The 20,133-nt window shown below is 35.3% G+C and carries 23 protein-coding genes and 2 pseudogenes; 17 read left to right on the top strand and 8 right to left on the bottom strand.

What is annotated here, in order from left to right:
- Positions 1-408, top strand: a complete 408-nt coding sequence (locus ACZ76X_RS09135) for a PadR family transcriptional regulator (RefSeq protein WP_479850251.1) — start codon at positions 1-3, stop codon at positions 406-408.
- Between the two features lie 7 nt (positions 409-415).
- Entirely contained in the window at positions 416-1,681 is a 1,266-nt protein-coding gene (locus ACZ76X_RS09130) for an FtsW/RodA/SpoVE family cell cycle protein (RefSeq protein ID WP_479850250.1), read from the top strand.
- An 89-nt stretch (positions 1,682-1,770) separates the two neighbouring features.
- On the opposite strand, the pseudogene ACZ76X_RS09125 reads toward ACZ76X_RS09130, so the two are convergent.
- A pseudogene (locus ACZ76X_RS09125) lies at positions 1,771-1,971 on the bottom strand (hypothetical protein); the annotation flags it as partial.
- A 90-nt stretch (positions 1,972-2,061) separates the two neighbouring features.
- Between ACZ76X_RS09125 and ACZ76X_RS09120 the strand changes: the two are divergent.
- Positions 2,062-2,946: an Rpn family recombination-promoting nuclease/putative transposase gene (locus ACZ76X_RS09120; RefSeq protein ID WP_479850249.1), complete on the top strand. Its 885-nt coding sequence runs from the start codon at positions 2,062-2,064 to the stop codon at positions 2,944-2,946.
- A gap of 97 nt (positions 2,947-3,043) precedes the next feature.
- Here ACZ76X_RS09120 and helD read toward each other — a convergent pair whose 3' ends face one another.
- Entirely contained in the window at positions 3,044-5,380 is a 2,337-nt protein-coding gene (gene helD / locus ACZ76X_RS09115) for an RNA polymerase recycling motor HelD (RefSeq protein ID WP_479850248.1), read from the bottom strand.
- A 277-nt stretch (positions 5,381-5,657) separates the two neighbouring features.
- On the opposite strand from helD, the gene ACZ76X_RS09110 reads away from it, so the two are divergent.
- Entirely contained in the window at positions 5,658-5,903 is a 246-nt protein-coding gene (locus ACZ76X_RS09110) for a cytoplasmic protein (RefSeq protein ID WP_479850247.1), read from the top strand.
- A gap of 219 nt (positions 5,904-6,122) precedes the next feature.
- On the opposite strand, the gene prsA is transcribed toward ACZ76X_RS09110, so the two are convergent.
- Entirely contained in the window at positions 6,123-6,989 is an 867-nt protein-coding gene (gene prsA, locus ACZ76X_RS09105; protein WP_479850246.1) for a peptidylprolyl isomerase PrsA, read from the bottom strand.
- A 425-nt stretch (positions 6,990-7,414) separates the two neighbouring features.
- The gene (locus ACZ76X_RS09100; protein ID WP_000172692.1) at positions 7,415-7,609 is read right to left on the bottom strand and encodes a hypothetical protein; all 195 of its coding nucleotides are present in this window, start codon (positions 7,607-7,609) and stop codon (positions 7,415-7,417) included.
- A 118-nt stretch (positions 7,610-7,727) separates the two neighbouring features.
- Here ACZ76X_RS09100 and ACZ76X_RS09095 point away from each other — a divergent pair, with 118 nt between their 5' ends.
- A complete protein-coding gene (locus tag ACZ76X_RS09095; RefSeq protein WP_479850245.1) occupies positions 7,728-8,063 on the top strand; it encodes a DUF1878 family protein in 336 nt (111 codons plus the stop codon).
- Between the two features lie 5 nt (positions 8,064-8,068).
- Here ACZ76X_RS09095 and ACZ76X_RS09090 read toward each other — a convergent pair whose 3' ends face one another.
- From ACZ76X_RS09090 to ACZ76X_RS09080, 3 genes are all read right to left on the bottom strand, one after another.
- On the bottom strand, positions 8,069-8,626 hold the full coding sequence (locus ACZ76X_RS09090; RefSeq protein WP_000834920.1) for an HTH-type transcriptional regulator Hpr: 558 nt from the start codon (positions 8,624-8,626) through the stop codon (positions 8,069-8,071).
- 298 nt (positions 8,627-8,924) lie between these two features.
- Positions 8,925-9,287: a YtxH domain-containing protein gene (locus tag ACZ76X_RS09085; protein WP_306187058.1), complete on the bottom strand. Its 363-nt coding sequence runs from the start codon at positions 9,285-9,287 to the stop codon at positions 8,925-8,927.
- Between the two features lie 185 nt (positions 9,288-9,472).
- Positions 9,473-9,907, bottom strand: a complete 435-nt coding sequence (locus ACZ76X_RS09080; protein WP_001016840.1) for an HIT family protein — start codon at positions 9,905-9,907, stop codon at positions 9,473-9,475.
- Positions 9,908-10,467: 560 nt separating this feature from the next.
- Here ACZ76X_RS09080 and ecsA point away from each other — a divergent pair.
- From ecsA to ecsC, 3 genes are read left to right on the top strand one after another with little or no spacing between them, the layout of a single operon-like run.
- Positions 10,468-11,211, top strand: coding sequence for an ABC transporter ATP-binding protein EcsA (ecsA, locus tag ACZ76X_RS09075; protein WP_479850244.1), 744 nt, complete (start codon positions 10,468-10,470; stop codon positions 11,209-11,211).
- Positions 11,204-12,415 (top strand): ABC transporter permease, encoded by a 1,212-nt coding sequence (locus ACZ76X_RS09070; RefSeq protein WP_479850243.1) that lies wholly within the window; start codon positions 11,204-11,206, stop codon positions 12,413-12,415. Before ecsA ends, ACZ76X_RS09070 begins: the two co-directional genes overlap by 8 nt.
- A gap of 13 nt (positions 12,416-12,428) precedes the next feature.
- Positions 12,429-13,136, top strand: a complete 708-nt coding sequence (gene ecsC, locus ACZ76X_RS09065; protein ID WP_242242278.1) for an ecs operon protein EcsC — start codon at positions 12,429-12,431, stop codon at positions 13,134-13,136.
- A 37-nt stretch (positions 13,137-13,173) separates the two neighbouring features.
- Here the strand turns inward: ecsC and ACZ76X_RS09060 are convergent, their stop codons facing one another.
- Positions 13,174-13,317: a YjcZ family sporulation protein gene (locus ACZ76X_RS09060; protein WP_479850242.1), complete on the bottom strand. Its 144-nt coding sequence runs from the start codon at positions 13,315-13,317 to the stop codon at positions 13,174-13,176.
- A 275-nt stretch (positions 13,318-13,592) separates the two neighbouring features.
- Between ACZ76X_RS09060 and ACZ76X_RS09055 the strand changes: the two genes are divergently transcribed.
- The 9 genes and pseudogenes from ACZ76X_RS09055 (at position 13,593) to ACZ76X_RS09015 (ending at position 19,950) form a co-directional block, all read left to right on the top strand.
- A complete protein-coding gene (locus ACZ76X_RS09055; RefSeq protein ID WP_479850241.1) occupies positions 13,593-14,174 on the top strand; it encodes a TetR/AcrR family transcriptional regulator in 582 nt (193 codons plus the stop codon).
- A gap of 2 nt (positions 14,175-14,176) precedes the next feature.
- Entirely contained in the window at positions 14,177-14,350 is a 174-nt protein-coding gene (locus ACZ76X_RS09050; RefSeq protein WP_321197838.1) for a hypothetical protein, read from the top strand.
- Between the two features lie 79 nt (positions 14,351-14,429).
- The gene (locus tag ACZ76X_RS09045; RefSeq protein WP_098270137.1) at positions 14,430-14,906 is read left to right on the top strand and encodes a PH domain-containing protein; all 477 of its coding nucleotides are present in this window, start codon (positions 14,430-14,432) and stop codon (positions 14,904-14,906) included.
- Positions 14,899-16,350, top strand: coding sequence for a PH domain-containing protein (locus tag ACZ76X_RS09040; RefSeq protein ID WP_479850240.1), 1,452 nt, complete (start codon positions 14,899-14,901; stop codon positions 16,348-16,350). The genes ACZ76X_RS09045 and ACZ76X_RS09040 overlap by 8 nt, the downstream gene beginning before the upstream one ends.
- Before the next feature lie 241 nt (positions 16,351-16,591).
- Positions 16,592-17,005, top strand: coding sequence for a hypothetical protein (locus ACZ76X_RS09035; RefSeq protein WP_479850239.1), 414 nt, complete (start codon positions 16,592-16,594; stop codon positions 17,003-17,005).
- 20 nt (positions 17,006-17,025) lie between these two features.
- Positions 17,026-17,292, top strand: a complete 267-nt coding sequence (locus tag ACZ76X_RS09030) for a CPCC family cysteine-rich protein (RefSeq protein ID WP_479850238.1) — start codon at positions 17,026-17,028, stop codon at positions 17,290-17,292.
- 363 nt (positions 17,293-17,655) lie between these two features.
- A pseudogene (locus ACZ76X_RS09025) lies at positions 17,656-17,980 on the top strand (nitroreductase family protein); the annotation flags it as partial.
- Between the two features lie 39 nt (positions 17,981-18,019).
- Positions 18,020-18,391 carry a DUF1304 domain-containing protein gene (locus tag ACZ76X_RS09020; protein WP_479850237.1) on the top strand — a complete coding sequence of 124 codons (372 nt, stop codon included), beginning with the start codon at positions 18,020-18,022 and terminating at the stop codon, positions 18,389-18,391.
- Positions 18,392-19,053: 662 nt separating this feature from the next.
- Positions 19,054-19,950 (top strand): hypothetical protein, encoded by an 897-nt coding sequence (locus ACZ76X_RS09015; RefSeq protein ID WP_479850236.1) that lies wholly within the window; start codon positions 19,054-19,056, stop codon positions 19,948-19,950.
- Positions 19,951-20,133: the final 183 nt, after the last annotated feature.

Genomic DNA, 20,133 nt, shown 5'->3' with positions numbered 1-20,133 from the left:
ATGGAAGATCGATTAAAAGGCCTGCGAAAATCAATGGAGAATACAACGTTTAAACATTTGAGTTTTTCTGATCAACATCGAAAGCAGGTGCGCGAAAAAATCAATGCTTCAAACGAAAAAGAAGAGGATATCTCTTTAGCTATCTTACAACTCCTCAGTAATGAAAAAACAGGGTACGAATTGTCACAACTACTACGAGGAAGAGGCATTCGGAAATTCGAAGGAAATGAAGGTTTTTTATATACCGTATTACATCGTTTAGAACAGAATCGTTTTATCCAATCAAGCTGGGATCATTCTGGAGCGAAATATTATCAACTAAATGATAAAGGAAGAAAGGTGCTGCGAAAGGCAGAAAAAAATGCTACGAAGGTACAATTTATACTAAAAGGCTTAGTACAGGAGTGAGGCGAAATTGAATAAAAAAGGGGAGCGTTTTGTAAGAGAGGTTACGAATCATATTAAATCAAAAGAAGCAAAGAGCTTTGTAGCAACTGAACTAGAGTTTCACTTAAAACAGGCGAAGAACACATGGATAGAAAAAGGTTTAAGTGAGGAAGTTGCTGAAAATAAAGCTGTGGAACAAATGGGAAGTCCGAGTAAACTAGGACGGGAACTTAATAAACTTCATAAGCCAAAGGTGGATTGGTTCTTACTTATTTTATTGGTGGCTGCTATGGGGTTAGGGTTTTTGCCGGTTTTGGTTTTTGAATATACGAATGATGTAATAATAAATAAGGTGATATTTGTTATTCTCGGTGTTGTAACAGCGATTGGGATGATGTTACTTGATTATCGGAAATTAGAGAGAATGGGATGGTTGTTTTATATAATCGGAGTAGTTGTCCTGTTAATACTATACTGTTTTCCAAACGCTTCAATGATTGGAGAACCGTTAATACAAATCGGTCCAATTGCAATTGACTGTCTAATGGCAGTGCCTTTCTTTTTTCTAGCTTGGGCTTCTTTTTTTAATAATAGTAGGTTAAAGATTATACATCTTGTGGTTTTATATTTATTTTCTTTGTACTTATTTTTGATTGTATCCACCCTTTCGTCAATTTTTATCTATATTACGATGGTATTCGTTATGCTTTGGTGGAGTAAGCTAGGAAAGAAAACGTCGTTGATTATTACGGTTGTACCTATTTGTTTATTTATTATTAAGGTATCCGTATCATGGTCTTCAGGATACCACTTAGATAGACTTTTAGGGTATTTAAATCCTGAGAGTGATGCAGGTGGCGCAGGATTTATGTATATACGATTAAAAGAGGTAATGTCATCAGCAGGTTGGTTTGGTACATATGGAGATATGAAATTCATCCCTGCTCCGGATACTGATTTTGTATTTGCAAGTTTGACTTACTATTATGGGTATTGGCTTGCATTAATTCTTGTCTTCGTTCTTTCTCTTTTTGTAGCAAGATTAATAGTCATCTCTTATAAAATAAATGATCGGTACGGTAAATTGCTACTCGTTGGTGGATTGACTCTTTTTGTATTCCAGTTCATTTATAATGTTGGAATGATACTAGGATTATTGCCGCTTGCTGCTATATCCTTACCTTTTATTAGCTACGGATTAACGCCGACTGTATTTCATGCGCTTATAATGGGGATTGTACTGAGTGTGTATAGGCGTAAAGATATTTCATTTAGAATGAGAAAAACATCTTGATACTTATATAAGTTGTATATAAAAGAATTCATTATTATGATCAAGTACACACGAAAAAAGGGTTATGATAAATAACCCTCTTTTCGTGTTTAAATAAGTGCGCTCGCTTTAATAGAAATACATAATTCAGAACGAGATATCGATTCAGCTAGTTGTTGTAAATAAGTGTATTCTTCCTCATCTTTTTCGGAAGTGTCAGGATCTAATAAAGGTGAGGGTGGAAGTACGTCAAGTGTAAGTATGTTTACATTATGAGCGATGTTATAACCTGCAAATACAGGGCGTTTTAAGAAATTTAAGTAAGTGCGTGTTTGCATGCGTATCACTATTTTATGTACAATAAAAGAAAAGCCTCTTATGAGATGGGGAGAGAAAATTTCATGTCCAGCCAACAATTAGTGAATTTACGCATTGATTTTGCTTTTAAACAATTATTTGGCACAAGTGGAAATGAAGATATTTTAATTGCTTTTTTAAATGCGATGTTACAGGATTCTTTAGAATCACCCATTGTTTCGTTACAATTTGCAGATCCACATTTACACAGGGAACATGAAGAAGATAAGTTATCTATCTTAGATATTTCAGCTACATTAGACACAGGAACAAAAGTCAACGTAGAAATACAACTCAATAATAATCATGATATGATTAAACGCAGTTTATATTATTGGGGAAGGCTATACACAGCTCAACTTCAAAAGGGAATGCCATACAGCTCTCTTCATAAAACAATTACAATCAATTTATTAAATTTCGTTATGTTTCCTGAATACGAGGCATTCCATACAACAGGAGTTTTATGGAATCGACAACAACATAAAATATTGAGTAGTGATATCGAAGTTCACATCGTAGAGATTTCGAAACTTATGCAACAGTGGCAGAATGAACAAGTAAATCCTTGGGAAGATTTGTTTGTTCGTAGGTTATTATTACTTCCGGCAAACGAGGATGAACAACTAACCCAAACATTGGAGGACATTGCGATGAACCAAGATCCGATTTTACAAAAAGCGATGAATAAATGGGAGCGTATGAGTCAAGATTCTTCTTTCCGACAAGCATATGAGGCAAGAGAGAAAGCTTTGATGGATGAAGCCGCAAAGTTCGCTCATGCTCGTAATGAAGGAAAGAAAGAGGGGATTGAAGAAGGTAAGATTCAATTAATTCGTGGAATGTATAAAAATGGAATGCCAATCGAAGATATTGCAAAGTTTACAAATTTACGTTTAGAAGAAATACGAAGCATTTTACAAGTCTAAATGATAAAAAGAACACCTCCATTGAATTTGCATACTTAGTATGCGAATTCGGGAGGTGTTTTAATATGTGTCCCGTTTTCGGGGTTCACTTCAATCATCAAGGTGTTTTCATTATAAGCTCAAAACTCTCCGAATCAGCTCCAAGTATAAAAGGACTAACCTCGCCAACGCTATAAAGTTGCAATTCATGCATTGCGCGCGTACAAGCAGTGTAAAACAATCTACGAACGCTCTCATCGCTGTACACATCTTTAGAAGCGTTGTAAATGATAACAGCATCAAATTCGATACCTTTCGCTAAGTAAGCAGGGATCACGACAATGCCTTGCTCATACTCGGCTGAGTTACTTTTCACAAGTTTAATATTGTCGATATGACGAAGTGCTTCGTAGGCAGCGGCGCTTTCAGCTGCAGATTTACATATAATTGCGATCGTATTGTGCTGCTCTTTTTGTAGTTTCGCAACTTTGGCAGTAATGTGCTCGTGTAGTTCGCTGACATTCGATACTTTCGTCACTGTAGGTTTCCCACCGTCACGTTCAAAGGCGTGAATGTTCTTGCCCTCCGGTACGAGAGTGCGTGTAAATTCAATAATTGGTTTTGTTGAGCGATAGCTACGAGTTAAGTTGATGCCGTTCGTTTCGTCTGGTCCGTATAAGCTAGTAAGTGTGTTGAAATTCACTGCTTCACTCGCATGAGCAAATATCGCTTGGTTAAAGTCTCCGAGTACAGTCATTCTTGCAGCAGGGAAGAGACGTTTTAAGAACTCAAATTGAAACGGTGAATAATCTTGCGCTTCATCTACGAGTACGTGTTTAATCGATCTATTCGTTTGGAAGCCTTCAATTAATTCTTTTAAAAGTAAAAATGGCGTCGCATCCTCGTAATATAGTTTTCCTTCATCAAGCATGTTTACTGTTAATGAGCAAATGTCATCCCACTCTTTCGGTTTTTCCCCAGTAACCCATGATGCATCTGTGAAGAGTTGTTTATATATGCCTGTGAAATTGATGAAACGCAATGTTTGAACACCTTTACGAAGGGGCTTCAATTTTTTACGGACAATCATACGTCCAAGTACTTTCGTTTCTTTCTCAAAATCATAAAAGGAATTGTCGTCAAACTCGCCTTTTTTCTGTAAATATTTATAAGCCTTTTGATATTCATCTTTACTCAGTAATTCAATTTCTTCTTCTACCCAAGGCTTTTTCAGTTCTGTTTTTTCAATTTCATCTATTTGTTTATTGAGCCAATCTGTTAACTTTTCAATTCGATTATGGAAGCGGAGGGAGGAGTCAGTGTTGTAAAATTGTTCTGTAATTTCTTTAGCAGAAACAATTAACTTTCCTCTAAATTTCATTCCTCTAAATAGCATGCCTGAAGATTCAAGGGATTGTCTGTACGCTCGAATCATTTCGAAAAATTGAGTAGATGCTTTAAATCGAATGCTCGCATTTCTCGTTTTATAGATAGGGCTATTCGTTTCAGTTAACATATATTCTAATTGTTCATAAGGATCTTCAACACCAAATGACTTGCTTAGTCTATGGTTTAAATATTCTTGGAATGTCACTTGCTGCATATTTTCTTCGCCGAGTTCAGGTAGTACGTTAGAAACGTAGCTGTTGAACATAGAGTTAGGGGAGAAGAGAATAATTTGATCTGCTTTTAACCATTCGCGATATTTATATAGTAAGTAGGCGATTCGTTGCAGGGCAGCTGACGTTTTACCACTACCAGCAGCTCCTTGCACGATAAGGAGTCGGCCTTCATCGTGACGAATAATTTCATTTTGCTCGCGCTGAATTGTAGCAACGATGCTCTGCATATGTTTATTCGTACCTTTTCCGAGCGCTTGCTGCAAGATTTCATCCCCAATTGTAAGGCTCGTATCGAACATAGAATCAATCTCGCCATTTTGAATAATGTATTGTAATTTTTTCTCCACATTACCGTGGATTACGCCGCCTGGTGTACTGTATTCAGCCGGTCCTGGTGGATAATCATAGTACACACTCGAAATAGGTGCGCGCCAGTCATATATAAGAAAGTTTTCTCCGCTTGCATCAGTAAGTGTAGCGACGCCGATATAAATTTGATCCGCGGCAGATTCTCCTTCTTCTTTAAAATCAATTCGTCCGAAATAAGGTGCTTTATGCATGCGTCTTAATGCGGCAAGTCGATTAAAGGTGTGCTTATGGGTAATTTGTGTGACAGCTAGTGACTGAGCTTGTTGTCTCAAGTTGATAACTGTTTCCAGATAATCATCGAAAGTATCAGTATTCACTTTCACGTCATCCCAAAAGTGTTTACGAATATTGATTACTTCTGCCCGGCGTCTGCCAGTTTCGTTTTCCAGTTTATCAATTTGCTCCGTAATCGTTTTAATTACGGTATCCAATCGTTTTTGCTCTAAATCAAGTTTTTTGTTCATACGGTAAGCACTCCTTTAAAAGTGAAAAATAGAGGTTGACTGAAGATGCGTTTTGGTGTAAAATTAAGATACGGATAAATACGTTCTTTGTATTTTGTAAAACGTGTTTCTGTACTAATTTAACATAGTTTTTTCATTTAATCAATGATAATAAGATAAACCTTGGTTCCGTGCGGTGGAATCGAGGTTTTTTTGTTTTTATTTAAGAAAGAATTGCAATTTTATTGAGGAGAATCTAATTAGAGAATAGAAGAAAGTCAGGAATAGGGGGATACTAATGGAGAAATATTTTGAGGAAGCACATCGTTTTTGCTCTCGTAATAGAAACCACTTAGAAAAAGATGTTGTATGTGGTTGTTTTTATTGTTTGGAAATTTTTAATCCAGAAAAAATTAAAGAATGGTGGGATGATGATAACACAGCAGTTTGTCCGCATTGTGGGATTGACTCTATTATCGGAGAAAGTTCTGGGTTTAAAATTACAGAAACATTTTTAAATGAAATGCATAAAAAATGGTTTTAGTTAAATGAATGACATAATCAATTTCTGTTAACGAAGATTATGTAAATATATAAGTAACTAAGATTTTACACGATCCATAAAATGGAAAAAGACGTTATCTTTTTTGGAGAATCGGGGAAGTAATTATATAATTTCATTTACCGAATCTGCACGTAATGTATCGCAAAGAGAGAACAAACAAAAAAAGCTTGGGCCGAAGCCCAAGCTTTTTTCACTTCATTATTTCTTTTCGTCTTTCTTAGCGTCAGCTTTTTTCTCTTCGAAAAGATCTTTTAAATCTTTATCGTCAACTTTTACGTCAGCTTTTTTGATTTCCTTCATCATAAGATCGTTCATGAATTCGCCGTCTTGTGCTTTCTTCTGAACGATTTCTTTTTTGATTTCTTCTTTTGATTGTTCGAATGATTTTTCTGGTTCTTTAATGTCTGTTACTTTAATGATGTGGTAACCGAATTGTGATTTTACAGGCTCGCTTACTTCATCTTTTTTCAGTTTATAAGCAGCATCTTCGAATTCTTTAACCATTTTACCAGGTCCGAAGAATCCTAAGTCGCCACCTTTTTCTTTTGAACCAGTATCTTCAGAGTATTGTTTCGCTAACTCTTCGAAAGATTTACCTTGTCCAAGTTCTTCTTTCACCTTTTTCGCAGTTGCTTCATCTTTTACAAGAATGTGGCTTGCTTTAATTTCAGGCTTGTAGTTATCTTTTAATTCTTTATCAGTGATTGTTTTCTCGATAGCTTTTTCTTGAGCTAATTGAGCACGCACACCATTTTTTATCGTTTCTTCTTTAATACCTTGTTGTTTTAATAGTGTATCGAATTGATCACCGTATTGTTTTTTCATTTCATCGAACTTTTTGTCTACATCTTTGTCTTCAACTTTGTAGTTTTTAATAAGTACTTTTTCCATAACCATGTTGTTTAGTACTTGTTTACCATATTGTTGTTTCATTTGCGTGTAGAAATCTTCTTTTGTAATGTCACCAGCTTTAGAAGTAACAACTTTGTCTGATGATGATCCTGTTCCACATGCTGATAATGCGATTACACTTGTTGCGGCTAAGGCAAGCATAGCTTTCTTCATTCGATAAACACTCCTACTATTATGTATTTTTAATTTATCCTACACCAATGAATTTTAGTTCATAAGAGCCCGATTAAGTCTCACTGATACTTTTGCTTTGTATATTGGTAAAGCGCGCTTAACAGGGCTTACCGAGGCTTGAGGATAAAGTTAAGATGCGTGTCATTTATTTCATAGTATAAGCAATATGTACAAAATTTAATATATCATATTTCGACTCGATTTCATATTGATAAAGAAAAATTAACCAGTACGTGTCAGATTTTGCAGGTGTTCCATATTGGGCGCATGCCGCATATACAGAAAAGAGGAGGGGATGGGGATGAATTCTCAACTTATTTTATTACTTGTACTGTTTATTTTATTGGTTATAGTAGGTATAATTTGCTTATAGAGGAAAAAAGTGAGGAAGGGGCTTTCCTTCCTCACTTTCCATGAAATATAATTTCTATATAACTAGAAATTAATAAAATTGTTATACATACATTAATAACCCGAAAGACACCGGGTTGGCGGCTCGCAGATATTTGTTTTCGTTCACACAGTGTATGTGTCATGAAATTCGTGTAAAATATAACAAGAAGTGCGAATGCGACAAAAACAACTGTTATAAGTGTCATGAGGCGAGACCTCCTTTTGGCTAAAATACATATACTTTATATATTGTATCATACGATATTTTGTTCGTGTTATAAAATTCAGAAATAGAAGACTTTGTGTTAGAAAGTGAGGGAGAAAATGGACGTTGTTAGAAGATTAGAACAAGCTGAATACTACGTAGACCTACTATTTAAAATGATTGATGAAGAAAAGTGTCCATTTTATTCTTTGATCATAAAGAAAAAAGCTCGTAAAAAAGATATTGAACGTATACTAAATCTTTGTGAAATACTGAACGAGCAATATGTAGTGGAGAAGGCAGAAGGGCTTCTTTTGTTCGATGCGCTGTTAGATCAATTTAAAGAAGCGCTTCCACATCAGCTCGAAGTACACGAAACTGCGGAAGCGCTAGCAAAACAAGGTTTATTTAAGCCGCTTATGAATGAATTCTTAAGCATGATTGCGAAAAAATAAATAGATTACTTCTTAACTAACTTCTGATCGGATTCCGTAAAGTTCTCCTCAATATTCTCTAATGATTTCTCAAAAATATCGATGAAGTCTTGTCCGTAAATGTTACGCAAGATAGCGATAAGTTCGATATTTTCTGGGAATTTACCGTAAAAATTACGAAGTGCAAGAGCCCCATTAAATACAGAGTTATTTTCAGGATCATACTCCTCCATTAAGCGAAGTAGTAATTCTTCCCCTTTGTCTGTAATCTCAATGTACGTATTTCGTTTATCATCTTCTTTTTTTGAGAATACAAGATAGCCGCGTTCTTCCAGCTTCTTCGAGAAGTTAAACGCCGTTGATACGTGCATAACTCCAAACTTAGCAATCTCAGAAATAGAAGCCCCTTTTAAATGATAAGCGATTGATAAAATATGATGCTCATTAATGTTTAAATCGTAAGGCTTAATCCACTGTTGCCAATCTTTCTCTACACATTTCCATAACGCTTTCGATAATTGAGCAATGCGTTGGCTGAAAATCATCGCTTCTTTTACCGAGTAATCTTTTTCTCCACTTTTCATTTACTCACCCACTTTAACATTCTTTTTCATTACTATCTATTATGCCAGTAAAATAAAAATTAATAAAGTCTTTTTGTAAGAATTGTGAAAATTTTTCGGAAAAATGACATTCTATACAAATCATGCATAACTATGGAAGCGTTTTATGAGTCGCGAATACATGTGTTGTCCATACATGTTAATTGATAACATATATTGTAAATGCATAAAAACACGGCATATCTGTGTGATATGCCGTGTTAAGGTCAATTTATATAAAAAATATTTGTTATATGCAAAAAACTAAGCAGGAATTTGTTTACGCTTTTTCCGGAACAGCTTCTTGTAGTTTCTCAATTGATTTTTGAATGTCCAAAATCTCTCTCTCAATGTGTCGCTTGTTTTGAGAAATATCTTGCTTCCAGTTCGAAATTGTATCTTGCATATCTTCTTTTAATTCTTGAAACACTTCTTTACCTTCTGAAGCAGTTTCAACGATTTGACGTTTTAATAATTTTGTATCAGCTGTAATATCAGCTAAAGTCTTTTTAATATCATTTCCTTTTTCTTTTAACTTACCGCGCATTGCTTTGCCAGAAGAAGGAGTAGAGAAAAGAACGGCTAGTCCAGCAACTGCTCCGCCGCAAATGACACCTGTAATAAAGGATTTAGCTTTTGACATAAAAGGAGACCTCCTTATTTTTTGTTCGTATTCATGATGTGAAAAAATATGCATATCTTTAAGACAAGGGAAAGAAAAGTGTGCGGTGCACATTCCCTAGCATCTTGAGTGAAGAAACAAGCCGTGCAATATTTAATCACGTTAGGAAATTGGCTTGTTATGTATTACTTCTTATTATAGTGTCACTATTTCACACTATTTGCAATTGTACTTGCGATGTTTTGTAAATTTTCCATTGTGTATTCATTTTGATGTGATTTCCAAACAGCACCGAAACCATCGTTTTCACCGTAGCGTGGAATTAAATGAAGGTGGAAGTGGAACACAGTTTGTCCAGCTTTCTCGCCGTTATTGTTAAGTAGGTTAAAGCCAACTGGATTAAACTCTGCTTTAATCGCATTTGCGATTTTCGGAACGACAGAAAAAATGTGTGATGCGATTTCTGGCGTTAACGCAAAAATGTCTTGCTTGTGAACTTTTGGAATAACAAGGGTATGTCCTTTTGTTACTTGACTAATATCTAAAAATGCAAGCACATGTTCATCTTCGTATACTTTTGAGCAAGGGATTTGCCCATCAATAATTTTACAAAAAATACAATTATCCGCTGTATGATTCATTGATCTCATCCTTTCAAGTAGCCTTAGCCGTATTTTACCATAATTACATAAGAGAACAAACACGAAAAACAGGAAGCTGACTCAGCTTCCTGTTTTCTGAAGAGGGATTGAAAAAGCATTATCGTAATTTACGTTTCGCAGACACCTCATTTATTTAAGAAATGCACGGTAAATCGGCTAAAGTTTCTGCCGCAGACACCCCATTTTCAAGTGAAATGAATTGCAATCTTTTATAAAATGAAATTGTTTATTTTTTAAAACAGTATATGCTCTTTCGGAGACACCCCGTTTCGAAAATGAAACAAATGATCTGGTTATGTGTAAATTTCTTTGTCCAACATGGACACCCCATTTCATGATGACTTCACTATGTTGTTGTACTCATCAATAGGTGGTTGCTTTTTCAATGTGTTCCTTCTTCAATAATTATGATGTCCGCTTTCGTAAAAATATATGCGAACAAATTTAAATTTTTTTTGAACGCATCGATACTATGTAGTACAGCGTAATTTTTGGTAAGATGAATATAGAACGAATATAAATGAAGAAAGTGGTGTCGTATGAGCGAGTTATTGCGTGTAGAAAATGTTACAGGAGGATATACGAAACGACCTGTACTAAAAGATGTTTCGTTCTCTGTTAATAAAGGCGAACTTGTCGGCTTAATCGGTTTAAATGGAGCGGGTAAAAGTACGACGATTAAACATATTATCGGTTTAATGGAACCGAAAAAAGGAACTGTCACAATTAATGGGAAAACAATTCGTGACGATATGACAGCGTACCGTTCTAGTTTTTCGTTTATCCCAGAAACACCAGTATTATATGATGAGCTAACGCTAGAAGAACATTTGAAGTTAACAGCGATGGCGTATGGTGTAGATGAAAAACAATATGAAGAACGCGTAGGACAACTATTACAAGAATTTCGCATGAAAAATCGTTTAAAATGGTTTCCGTCTCATTTCTCAAAAGGGATGAAACAAAAGGTAATGATTATGAGTGCGTTTTTAGTGGAGCCATCTCTTTACATTGTGGACGAACCTTTCGTTGGGCTTGATCCGTTAGCAATTCAATCACTCCTTCAAATGATGGATCAAATGAAAAAGAGCGGCGCGGGCATTTTAATGAGTACACATATTTTAGCGACAGCAGAGCGTTATTGTGATTCATTCATTATTCTGCATCAAGGTGAAGTGAGAGCGAAGGGAACATTATCTGAACTGCAATCACAGTTTAATATGCCAGGTGCAACGCTAGATGATATTTATATTGCAATAACGAAGGAAGAAGATTATGAATAGCACAGCATTATGGAAAGAACGATTTCGTCACTTTCTAAAAGAAGTTCGTACATATAGTAAATACGTATTTAATGATCATTTGAAATTTATTTTCGTATTCATCATCGGCGCAGGAGCGTACTATTACCAGCAATGGTTACAAACGTTAACACCTTCGTTTCCGGCGGCGTTCGTTATGGCAGTGTTGCTTGGACTTGTATTAACGGCCGGATCCATTCAAACGTTATTAAAAGAAGCGGATCTCGTTTACTTGCTGCCAGTTGAACAAAAATTAAAACCATACTTTACAAAGGCGTTTCTTTTTACGTTTATGATTCAGTTATACATAGTCACAATCGTAGCGGCAGCGCTTGCTCCGTTATACTTCCAGCAAATGAAGCAAACAGGAGCGGCTTACATATGGATTGTACTCGCGTTTGTCATCGTAAAAGCGTGGAACTTATTCGTAGCGTGGGAAAAGTCATTTTTAACAGACCAAAATATACAAAGAGCGGATTGGTTCATTCGTTTTATTTTAAACGGCTTATTTGTTTATTTCCTTGTAGAGCGTACTTCCGTTATGTTTATTGGTGGAATCGTCCTTCTCATGGTGTTATACCTTGTGCTGCTGCATCAAATGGTGAAGAGAAAGCAGCTAAACTGGGAGTATTTAATTTCTGAAGAAGGTAAGAAGATGATGCTGCTGTACCGCATCGCGAATATGTTCGTTGATGTACCAGCATTAAAAGAAAGAGTAGCACGGAGAAAATGGCTCGATTTCATTCTTTCGATGATTGGTGAGAAGCGTACATATTTATACTTATATACGAGAACATTTTTACGATCTGGTAACTATTTCGGTTTATATATGCGCCTGCTAGTTCTTGGCGGAGTTATTCTTTACTTCATTCCGTTTTTATATGGACGATTTATCGTAAGCTTTATCTTCCTATACTTAATCGGTTATCAGCTATTAACTTTATGGAAGCATCACCGCATGAAAATTTGGCTTGATTTGTATCCGGTAGGGGAAGAAGAGAAGAAGAAAGATTTTCTTACTTTATTAAATGCAATTCTTATTACCGGTAGCGTTGTATTTACAGCTATATTCGCTCTTGCGACGAAAGATTTCATGATGACGGGAATTTTACTAGTCGCAAGCATAGTATTTAGTATCGGTTTCGTTTATCGATACGGAGCGAAACGTATTGAGCGTTTAAATTGAAGGGAATGAACCTATGATTACATATGAAGAGAAGGTTATAAAAGAATTGGAGCAGTGGAAAGCTACATTCATGAAAGATTCTTCTATGATGACACGGTTCTCAAAGAAAGTGCAGACGAAAGTACAACAGCTTATTCCGGCGAAAGTGCAAAAAGTATTAACGGAAACGATTCGGATGATGGTGCAAACGATTAGTGCCGGATCAAACTTTATAAAGCCGAAATTAAAAGAGACGCACTGGTCATTGCAAAGACGGGACGACGAAGTACGTAAAAAAATGGATGAGTACAAAAAAATAGCAGCGGCAGAAGGAGCAGGGACGGGAGCTGGCGGTATTCTCCTTGGCCTTGCTGACTTTCCGCTTTTACTCGGAATTAAAATTAAATTTTTATTCGATGCAGCAACGTTGTACGGATTTGATACGAGCAACAAAGAAGAGCGTCTTTTTATTCTTCACGTCTTTCAGCTTGCCTTTTCCAGTGACGACCACCGAAAAGAAATATGGAAAGCAATCGAAACGTGGGATACAGAAGAAGAAAATCATATGGACTGGGAAAAGTTCCAAACAGAGTACCGAGACTATATCGATTTAGCAAAAATGCTTCAGCTCGTACCAATAATCGGTGCCCCAGTCGGCGCATATGCAAACTATCAATTACTGCAAAGACTCGGAGAAGTAACGATGAATTGTTATCGTATGCGATTGTTAAATAGGAATTAAAAAGAAAGCATCCTAAATTGTGATTTAGGATGCTTTTTTAGAAGTTAAAGCCGATATAACTAACTCCGGCAATAATCAATACGATGAAGAGTACAACGATGAATGGAAATCCACTCTTACCAGCTTGTCCAGCTTCACCGCCGCCAGTGCCACCACTACCACCTTTACCGCCAAGTCCCATAGGAATATCCTCCTTATTGTTATATGTCGCTTTTACTTTATCCCACTTTAATGGGCAGTAAGACCCCCAACTCAAAATTCAGCAAAAACAAAGAAGTTAGGTGGGGGTCGGGCTGCCCATTAAAGTCCGATTGGTGAGTGTTGATTAAAGTTTCACTTTATATTTTCTGTATTTACCAATAAATTCCTTCTGCAGCGTTAACTAACTTGCAAATCATTTCATTTCATTTTATAATTTACTTACCGACCGGTAAGTAAAAATAAGTGAGGTACAGTATGACAAAGAATTTACAAACATCGCAAAACATTGTAGAGGCATCATTTAAACTTATGGCAGAGCACGGCATTGAGAAGATGAGTCTTTCCATGATCGCGAAAGAGGTAGGTATTTCAAAACCGGCTATTTATTATCATTTTTCTTCTAAAGAAGCGTTAGTCGATTTTTTATTTGAAGAAATTTTTTCTGGGTATCATTTCGTGAGTTATTTCGATAAAGAACAATATACGAAAGAAAACTTTGCAGAAAAGTTAATTTCAGATGGTTTACATATGCTCTCTGAGTATGAAGGGCAAGAAGGAATATTACGCGTTATAAATGAATTCATTGTAACTGCATCGCGAAATGAAAAGTATCAGAAACGCTTATTTGAAATACAAGAAGATTTCTTAAATGGTTTCCACGATTTATTGAAGCGAGGTGTGGAACTTGGCGTTGTTTCAAAACATGGTACAGAAGAAAACGCGCATACGTTAGCGCTCGTGATCGATAATATGAGTAATTACATGTTAATGGGGTTCCAGTTAAAGTATAAAGAAATTTGGATTCGAAATGTGAAAAACGTTATGAAGGAGGAATAAAAGTGAAAATGCAAAAAAACTGGTGGCTCGGTTTTCTTGGATTCATTGGGATTTATAAAATTCCAGGTATGATAGAAGCTTTTCAAACGGATGGCAGTTGGATGAAACTAATCGGTTTCATTTGGTTACTTTGGTTCGGATATTTTATTCCGGAGAAGAAAGATAAAGAAGAATAAATACTAATTTTCTGTAAAGTTATGTAAAATATAGATTAAGAGTATTCGTATATTAGATTAATAGATTCGGAGTGGTTACATGGATCCATTGAAAAATGAAATTCACCCTGACATGGTCAAGGTATGGAAAGTTAGGGCTGTAATGGAAGAAGGAATCGGTATTCTCGTCATGTTAGCTTACCTTTTCCTCATGATAAAGTTTGATTGGTGGGCGTGGATTTTATATGTGATGATTGGGCTAACAGTTGCGTTCGCACCATTTTCGTACTTTTTATTCCCGAAACTACGTCAACGTTATTACAGTTATCAATTAAATGAAGAAGAACTTGAAATTCAGCACGGTCTTTTCGTCGTAAAGCGCGTATTAGTACCGATGATTCGTGTACAGCACGTGACGATTGAACAAGGTCCAATTATGAGAAAATATGGATTAGCAGAATTACACATTTCAACAGCGGCAACTTCTCACAGCATCCCAGGCTTAACGATGTATGAAGCAGAAATGTTGAAAACGAAAATCGCAGAATTAGCGAAAGTGAGTGATGAGGATGTATAAGAGGCAGCATCCAATCACGATGTTATTAGAATTAAAAATAACAGACTTTATCCCACTCATTATTTTCATGTTTAGCTTAAACGGAAAATTCCCGTTTTGGTATTTAATTCCCGCTGCATTCGGTTTACTCACTGTTTTTTCAGTGTTTGAAAAATGGTATTACACAACATACTGGGTTGAAAATAACGTATTACATGTAAAACAAGGGCTCTTTGTGAAAAAGGAGAGCTACTTAAATAAAGAACGTGTCCAAACGATTAATACAAGTTCTAACGTGTTATATCAAATGCTTGGCTTAAAGAAAATTCAAATTGAAACAGCTGGCGGGGGCGACGATGCAGAAGTTAGCTTAGCTGGTATTACAGTAGAAGAAGCAACAGAGCTTATTGCCATGCTAAATGAGCCAACTCCAGAAGTGAAAGCAGAAGAAACGTTAGACGAAGCAACAGAAAATACAGTAGAAAAAGAAATCATTACAGAAGAAAAACAAGCGACAGAATATAAATTAACTTGGAAAGAAATTTTGCTAGCGTCTGTTACATCTGGTCAGTTCGGATTATTATTCTCATTAATCTTTTTCGTATATCACCAAGTAGATGAGTACATTCCGAAATGGATAGAGAATAGCGTAAAGTCGTATGTAATGGAACATGATATATATGGCTGGATTTTCATGATAGCTATTTTGCTCGTCCTTTCGTGGGTTATATCGACAATTGGTTACGCGTTAAAACATGGAGATTTTACAGTGAATCGAAGAAATGACGAAGTCCGCATTTCACAAGGATTACTTGAGAAAAAAGAACTCGTCCTAAAGTTACATCGCATTCAAGGTATTACGATAAAAGAAAGTGTTTTACGTCAGCCATTCGGTTATTGTGCTGTGCAAGTAGAAGTGATTCAAAGTAAGGGAATGGATGACGAGAAAGAAAAAGTTACGCTGCACCCAATCATTCGAAAAGATCGCGTACAACAGTTACTCGCACATTTACAATTACCATACGAACTGAATACAAACATTATTTCATTACCAAAAGCAGCATTACGCCGCTATCTCATTGATAGTTTCATTTTCTTCACTATGCTAGCAATCCCACTTATTGGAATAAGTATATACTCTGAAAAGCACTTCATCATGTGGGCATTAATTCCACTCGCGATTCTCATCTTTATACTTGGATACGCAACATTTAAAACAAATGGTTATGGTGTAAACGGGGAGCAAATTACGCTTGTATATCGCAGCATCGGAAAATATACAGGACTTGTTAGAAGAAGACACATCCAATCAATGGAAAAAACACAATCATACTTCCAGCGCCGAGCGGATTTATGTACGTATAAATTCTCTAACGCATCATCGAATTATAAATTAGAGCATACGAGAGTAGAAGATGCGGAGAGAATGCAGGGTTGGTATAAGAAGGAATTAAGTGAGGATTAAATAGAATGGCTCGTCTTTTGCGGAAGACGGGCTATTTTTTTATCCCGCATTAACGGGCAGTAAGATCCCCACCTCAAAATTCAGCAAAAGCAAAGAAGTTAGGTGCGGGATCAACTGCCCGTAAAAGCCCGATTGGTTCAACTAATAATCGGTGGGGGATGAACCCCCCCACCGATTAAAGTTTCACTTTATGTGAAAATAATGAATAATATAGGGGGTAGGAAAAGCGAGGTGAATGAGAGTGAGCAAATTTTTAATACCGTATTCATTTTCTATATTAAGTTTCTTTATTTCAGCAACGGCACTTGATTTATTTGATAGGGTGGGAAGAAATGATGAGATGACTTCCCCGAACATAATTGGTAAGATCATTCAATCTACTGCGCAAATGGGAGTCCTTACATTGTATTTCGGAGTACCTATTATTTTAGGTGGCTGTCTACTTGGTGAGCTATTGTTTAGATTTATCATTTTACGATTTAAACTAAGCTATATTCTATCTTTATTATTATATTTACTTTTAGCTTTTACTATTGTTTCTGTAACGGTTGGAATTCCAACTACATATGAAGATTCTAATACTACTTTCATGGTAATAACTATGATTTGCGCTGTTACATTCTTTATGGGCCGAAATATATGGGAGAAAAAATAAATGAATAATGGAACGACAGAATGAAATATACATGTCCATGCTGTGGGTATAAAACACTAGAAGAAAAACCACCAGGTACATATGAAATTTGCAGCATATGTTATTGGGAAGATGATGAGGTCCAGTTTAATGATCCTGACTTTGAAGGCGGGGCAAATGAAATCTCGTTAAGAGAAGCACAGAAAAACTTCATTGCATTTGGTGCTTGCGAGGAAGCTTTTGTGAAATCAGTTAGAAATCCGACTCGTGAAGATGTGAAGGATGCTAGTTGGAAGCAAATTTGTTAAATAAAAATGTTATTACTCAATTTGACAAGAGTAATAACATTTTTTTTTGCCATGATGAAAGAATTAACGTCGTTTTATAAGATAAAACAATAAAATAAAAAAGAAATAAAGTTTTCGTCTTTGGAGACAACTAATTATTAATTTGACGATACAGCTGACTCCTTTTATGTATTAAAAAACATTATAGTTTTTAGAGATGTGAACAGAGATTTTGAATTGATTTAAAGTTGGCGGAACAAAATAAACGAATTAAGCAAGAAAACTTGCAAAACTAAAAAGAAGTATGTATATTATTTGATGTATCAATTATTGATACATCAAATATTTTTTATAAGATACAAGATTAAAGAAAATGTATAGGGAATATATGTAAATGTTTTCGAGCTAGGCTCCATGTTGCAAGAGTTAAAAAACAGACAAGTAAAAGTATAGCATGCACATTTTGAACAGCTTCCAGTCCAAAAAACTAGTGAAGCTATTTTAATTGTCTCCATGCAGTTGATGACAGCACGTGCACATGGATATGATATAAATCCAGTGGGGCTATACAGAGGAAAGTATAGCTGTAACCTTTAGATTGGAAAAAGAGTGCTATGTATTAGTTATATTTCTATCTGTCGGTAAAGCGGCGGACAAAGGATGTGCTTCATACCATCTCTTTGTTGATAGAATTGCACACTGGAAATAGTATAAATTTGATATTAGAGAGTAGAGGGGGCAGAATAGTGTGGAAATCATCGCAGCTATTTTAGTCGGGATCGTAGCATTAGAACATTTATTTATCATGATCCTCGAAATGTTTTTTATTAATTCAAAAGTGGCAAAACGTGCTTTTCAATTACCGGAGCATTTAGAAGGAGATCGAAACGTAGCTATTATGTTTGCAAACCAAGGTTTATATAATGGGTTTTTAGCCGTTGGTCTCATTTGGGGACTTATACTTGGCCTCAATCCAATTGGCTATATGGTTCAATTATTTTTTGTAATTTGTGTGGTTATAGCAGCTCTTTTCGGCGGATTCACATCTAATAAATCAATTATTGTGAAACAAGGGCTTCCAGCTATATTAGCGTTGATTGCCCTTTTAATTGTGATATAGAACCAAAGCGTTTTAATAAAAGAACTCATTTTTGAAAAATACGCTATTCTTTCTGTAGGCTTATAGGAAAGAATAGCGTATTTTTTCATTTTTATATCCTTCAACTTAAGAAATTTATAACATCCGAAAATAATAACTTTGTACTTTTTCATTTAGAAATGTAAATTCCCTCTTTTTTTGGCGTAATTGTTATGAAAATACGTATTACATTAAGGATTTGAACCGGATTAACGTTTTAAAAGATAGAAGGTGGGGAAAATAATGTAAAAAAACTATTGTGTATTAAAAATTCTTATGTTACATTTGTGTTACGAGAAAGTTACAAACGGTAACTTATGTTACGGTTTGTTTTCTTTTGTTTTTATTTGTGTTACGAAAATATGTAAAGCTAAAAAAATAGCAACCTAAAAATAGTTTTTCCATGTGTATAAGAGTGTGTGTAGTAAAGAGCCTGGTGAGAGCTTTACGCACATTATTAAAGTTCCTTTCTGTCTTAAAAGAAGAAAACCAACTACCAACTATTTGGGAGTTTTAAGTAATGATAGTAAATGAAATGTACTTCCTTTCCCACACACAAAGTACATCTTTACTTTCAGTCTAATTACTACACAGATTTTTATACATATACTGTTTTTGTTTTAGGAACACATAGGGGGAGAAAAATGAGGAAGTTATTAACGGGAATTGGAATTACTTTTTTCATGTTAGCTGGATGTAATAATGGAGATTTTGAAAAAGAAATAGATGCAGGGAAGACCGCGTTAACGAATAGAGAATATAAAAATGCTTTATCATCATTTGAACGAGCGCTGGATGAGAAAAAAGATGATTCAGGTGTAATGGGGCTTGTAGAACAAACGAAAATCATGATGGAAGCAGTGAAGTTAAAAGAAGAAACAAAGATAGAAGAATCAATTCAGTCATTTGAAAAAGTAGAGAATATGAAGGATGGAAATACTACTCTTATAAAGCAGGCCAAGGAAGAACGAATAGCATTACTAGCCATCTTAGAACAAAAAAAGAAGTACAGTGAGCAATTGACGAAAAGTGAAGAGTTAATAAGTAAGAAAAATTATGCAGAAGCGAAAGAGATATTAAATAAGTTAGTTGCGGAAATAAAAGATAACAAGAACCTTGAAGAGTATAATAAAAAAGCAGTAGGATTAGTTACTAAAATGAATGAAGAAGAAAAAACTGCAAAGAGTGAAGCAGCAGCGAAGGCACAAAAAACAAATGCAGTAACGAATCAAAAGGTAGCAACAGAAAAGACTCAAAAAACTGAAGCAGAAAAAAATCAAAAGGTAGAAACAGAAAAGAACCAAAAAGTAGAAACAGGAAAGAACTCAAATGCATTTACTTTTGAGAAAGCGAAAGAATATATTAAAAATGAATATAAAGAAGACTATGATTACACGCTAGAGAATACGCAAGTAGAGAATGGAAAGAAATATTATCAAATTAGAGTGCGTACGACATATAAAATAGAAGGAGCAGCTGGAGCAGGATTTACTGGCGTATTCAAAGTATTCGAAGATGGTACAATTATTGAAATGCACTAAATGGATGAAAAAGGTATCCTCAAAATATATGAGGGTGCCTTTTTTAACATAAAAAAGGCATCTAGCAAAAGTACTAGATGCAAATAAAAACACAAGGGAAAATAAATATCTTCCCGTTTCCCGTAAGTAATTATATCAAAAAATTTATAAAAAACTAGCTTTATTTTTTATATCATTGATGTG

Source organism: Bacillus sp. BC05(2025), assembly GCF_056725905.1.
This window is presented reverse-complemented; position numbering and strand designations above follow the sequence as displayed.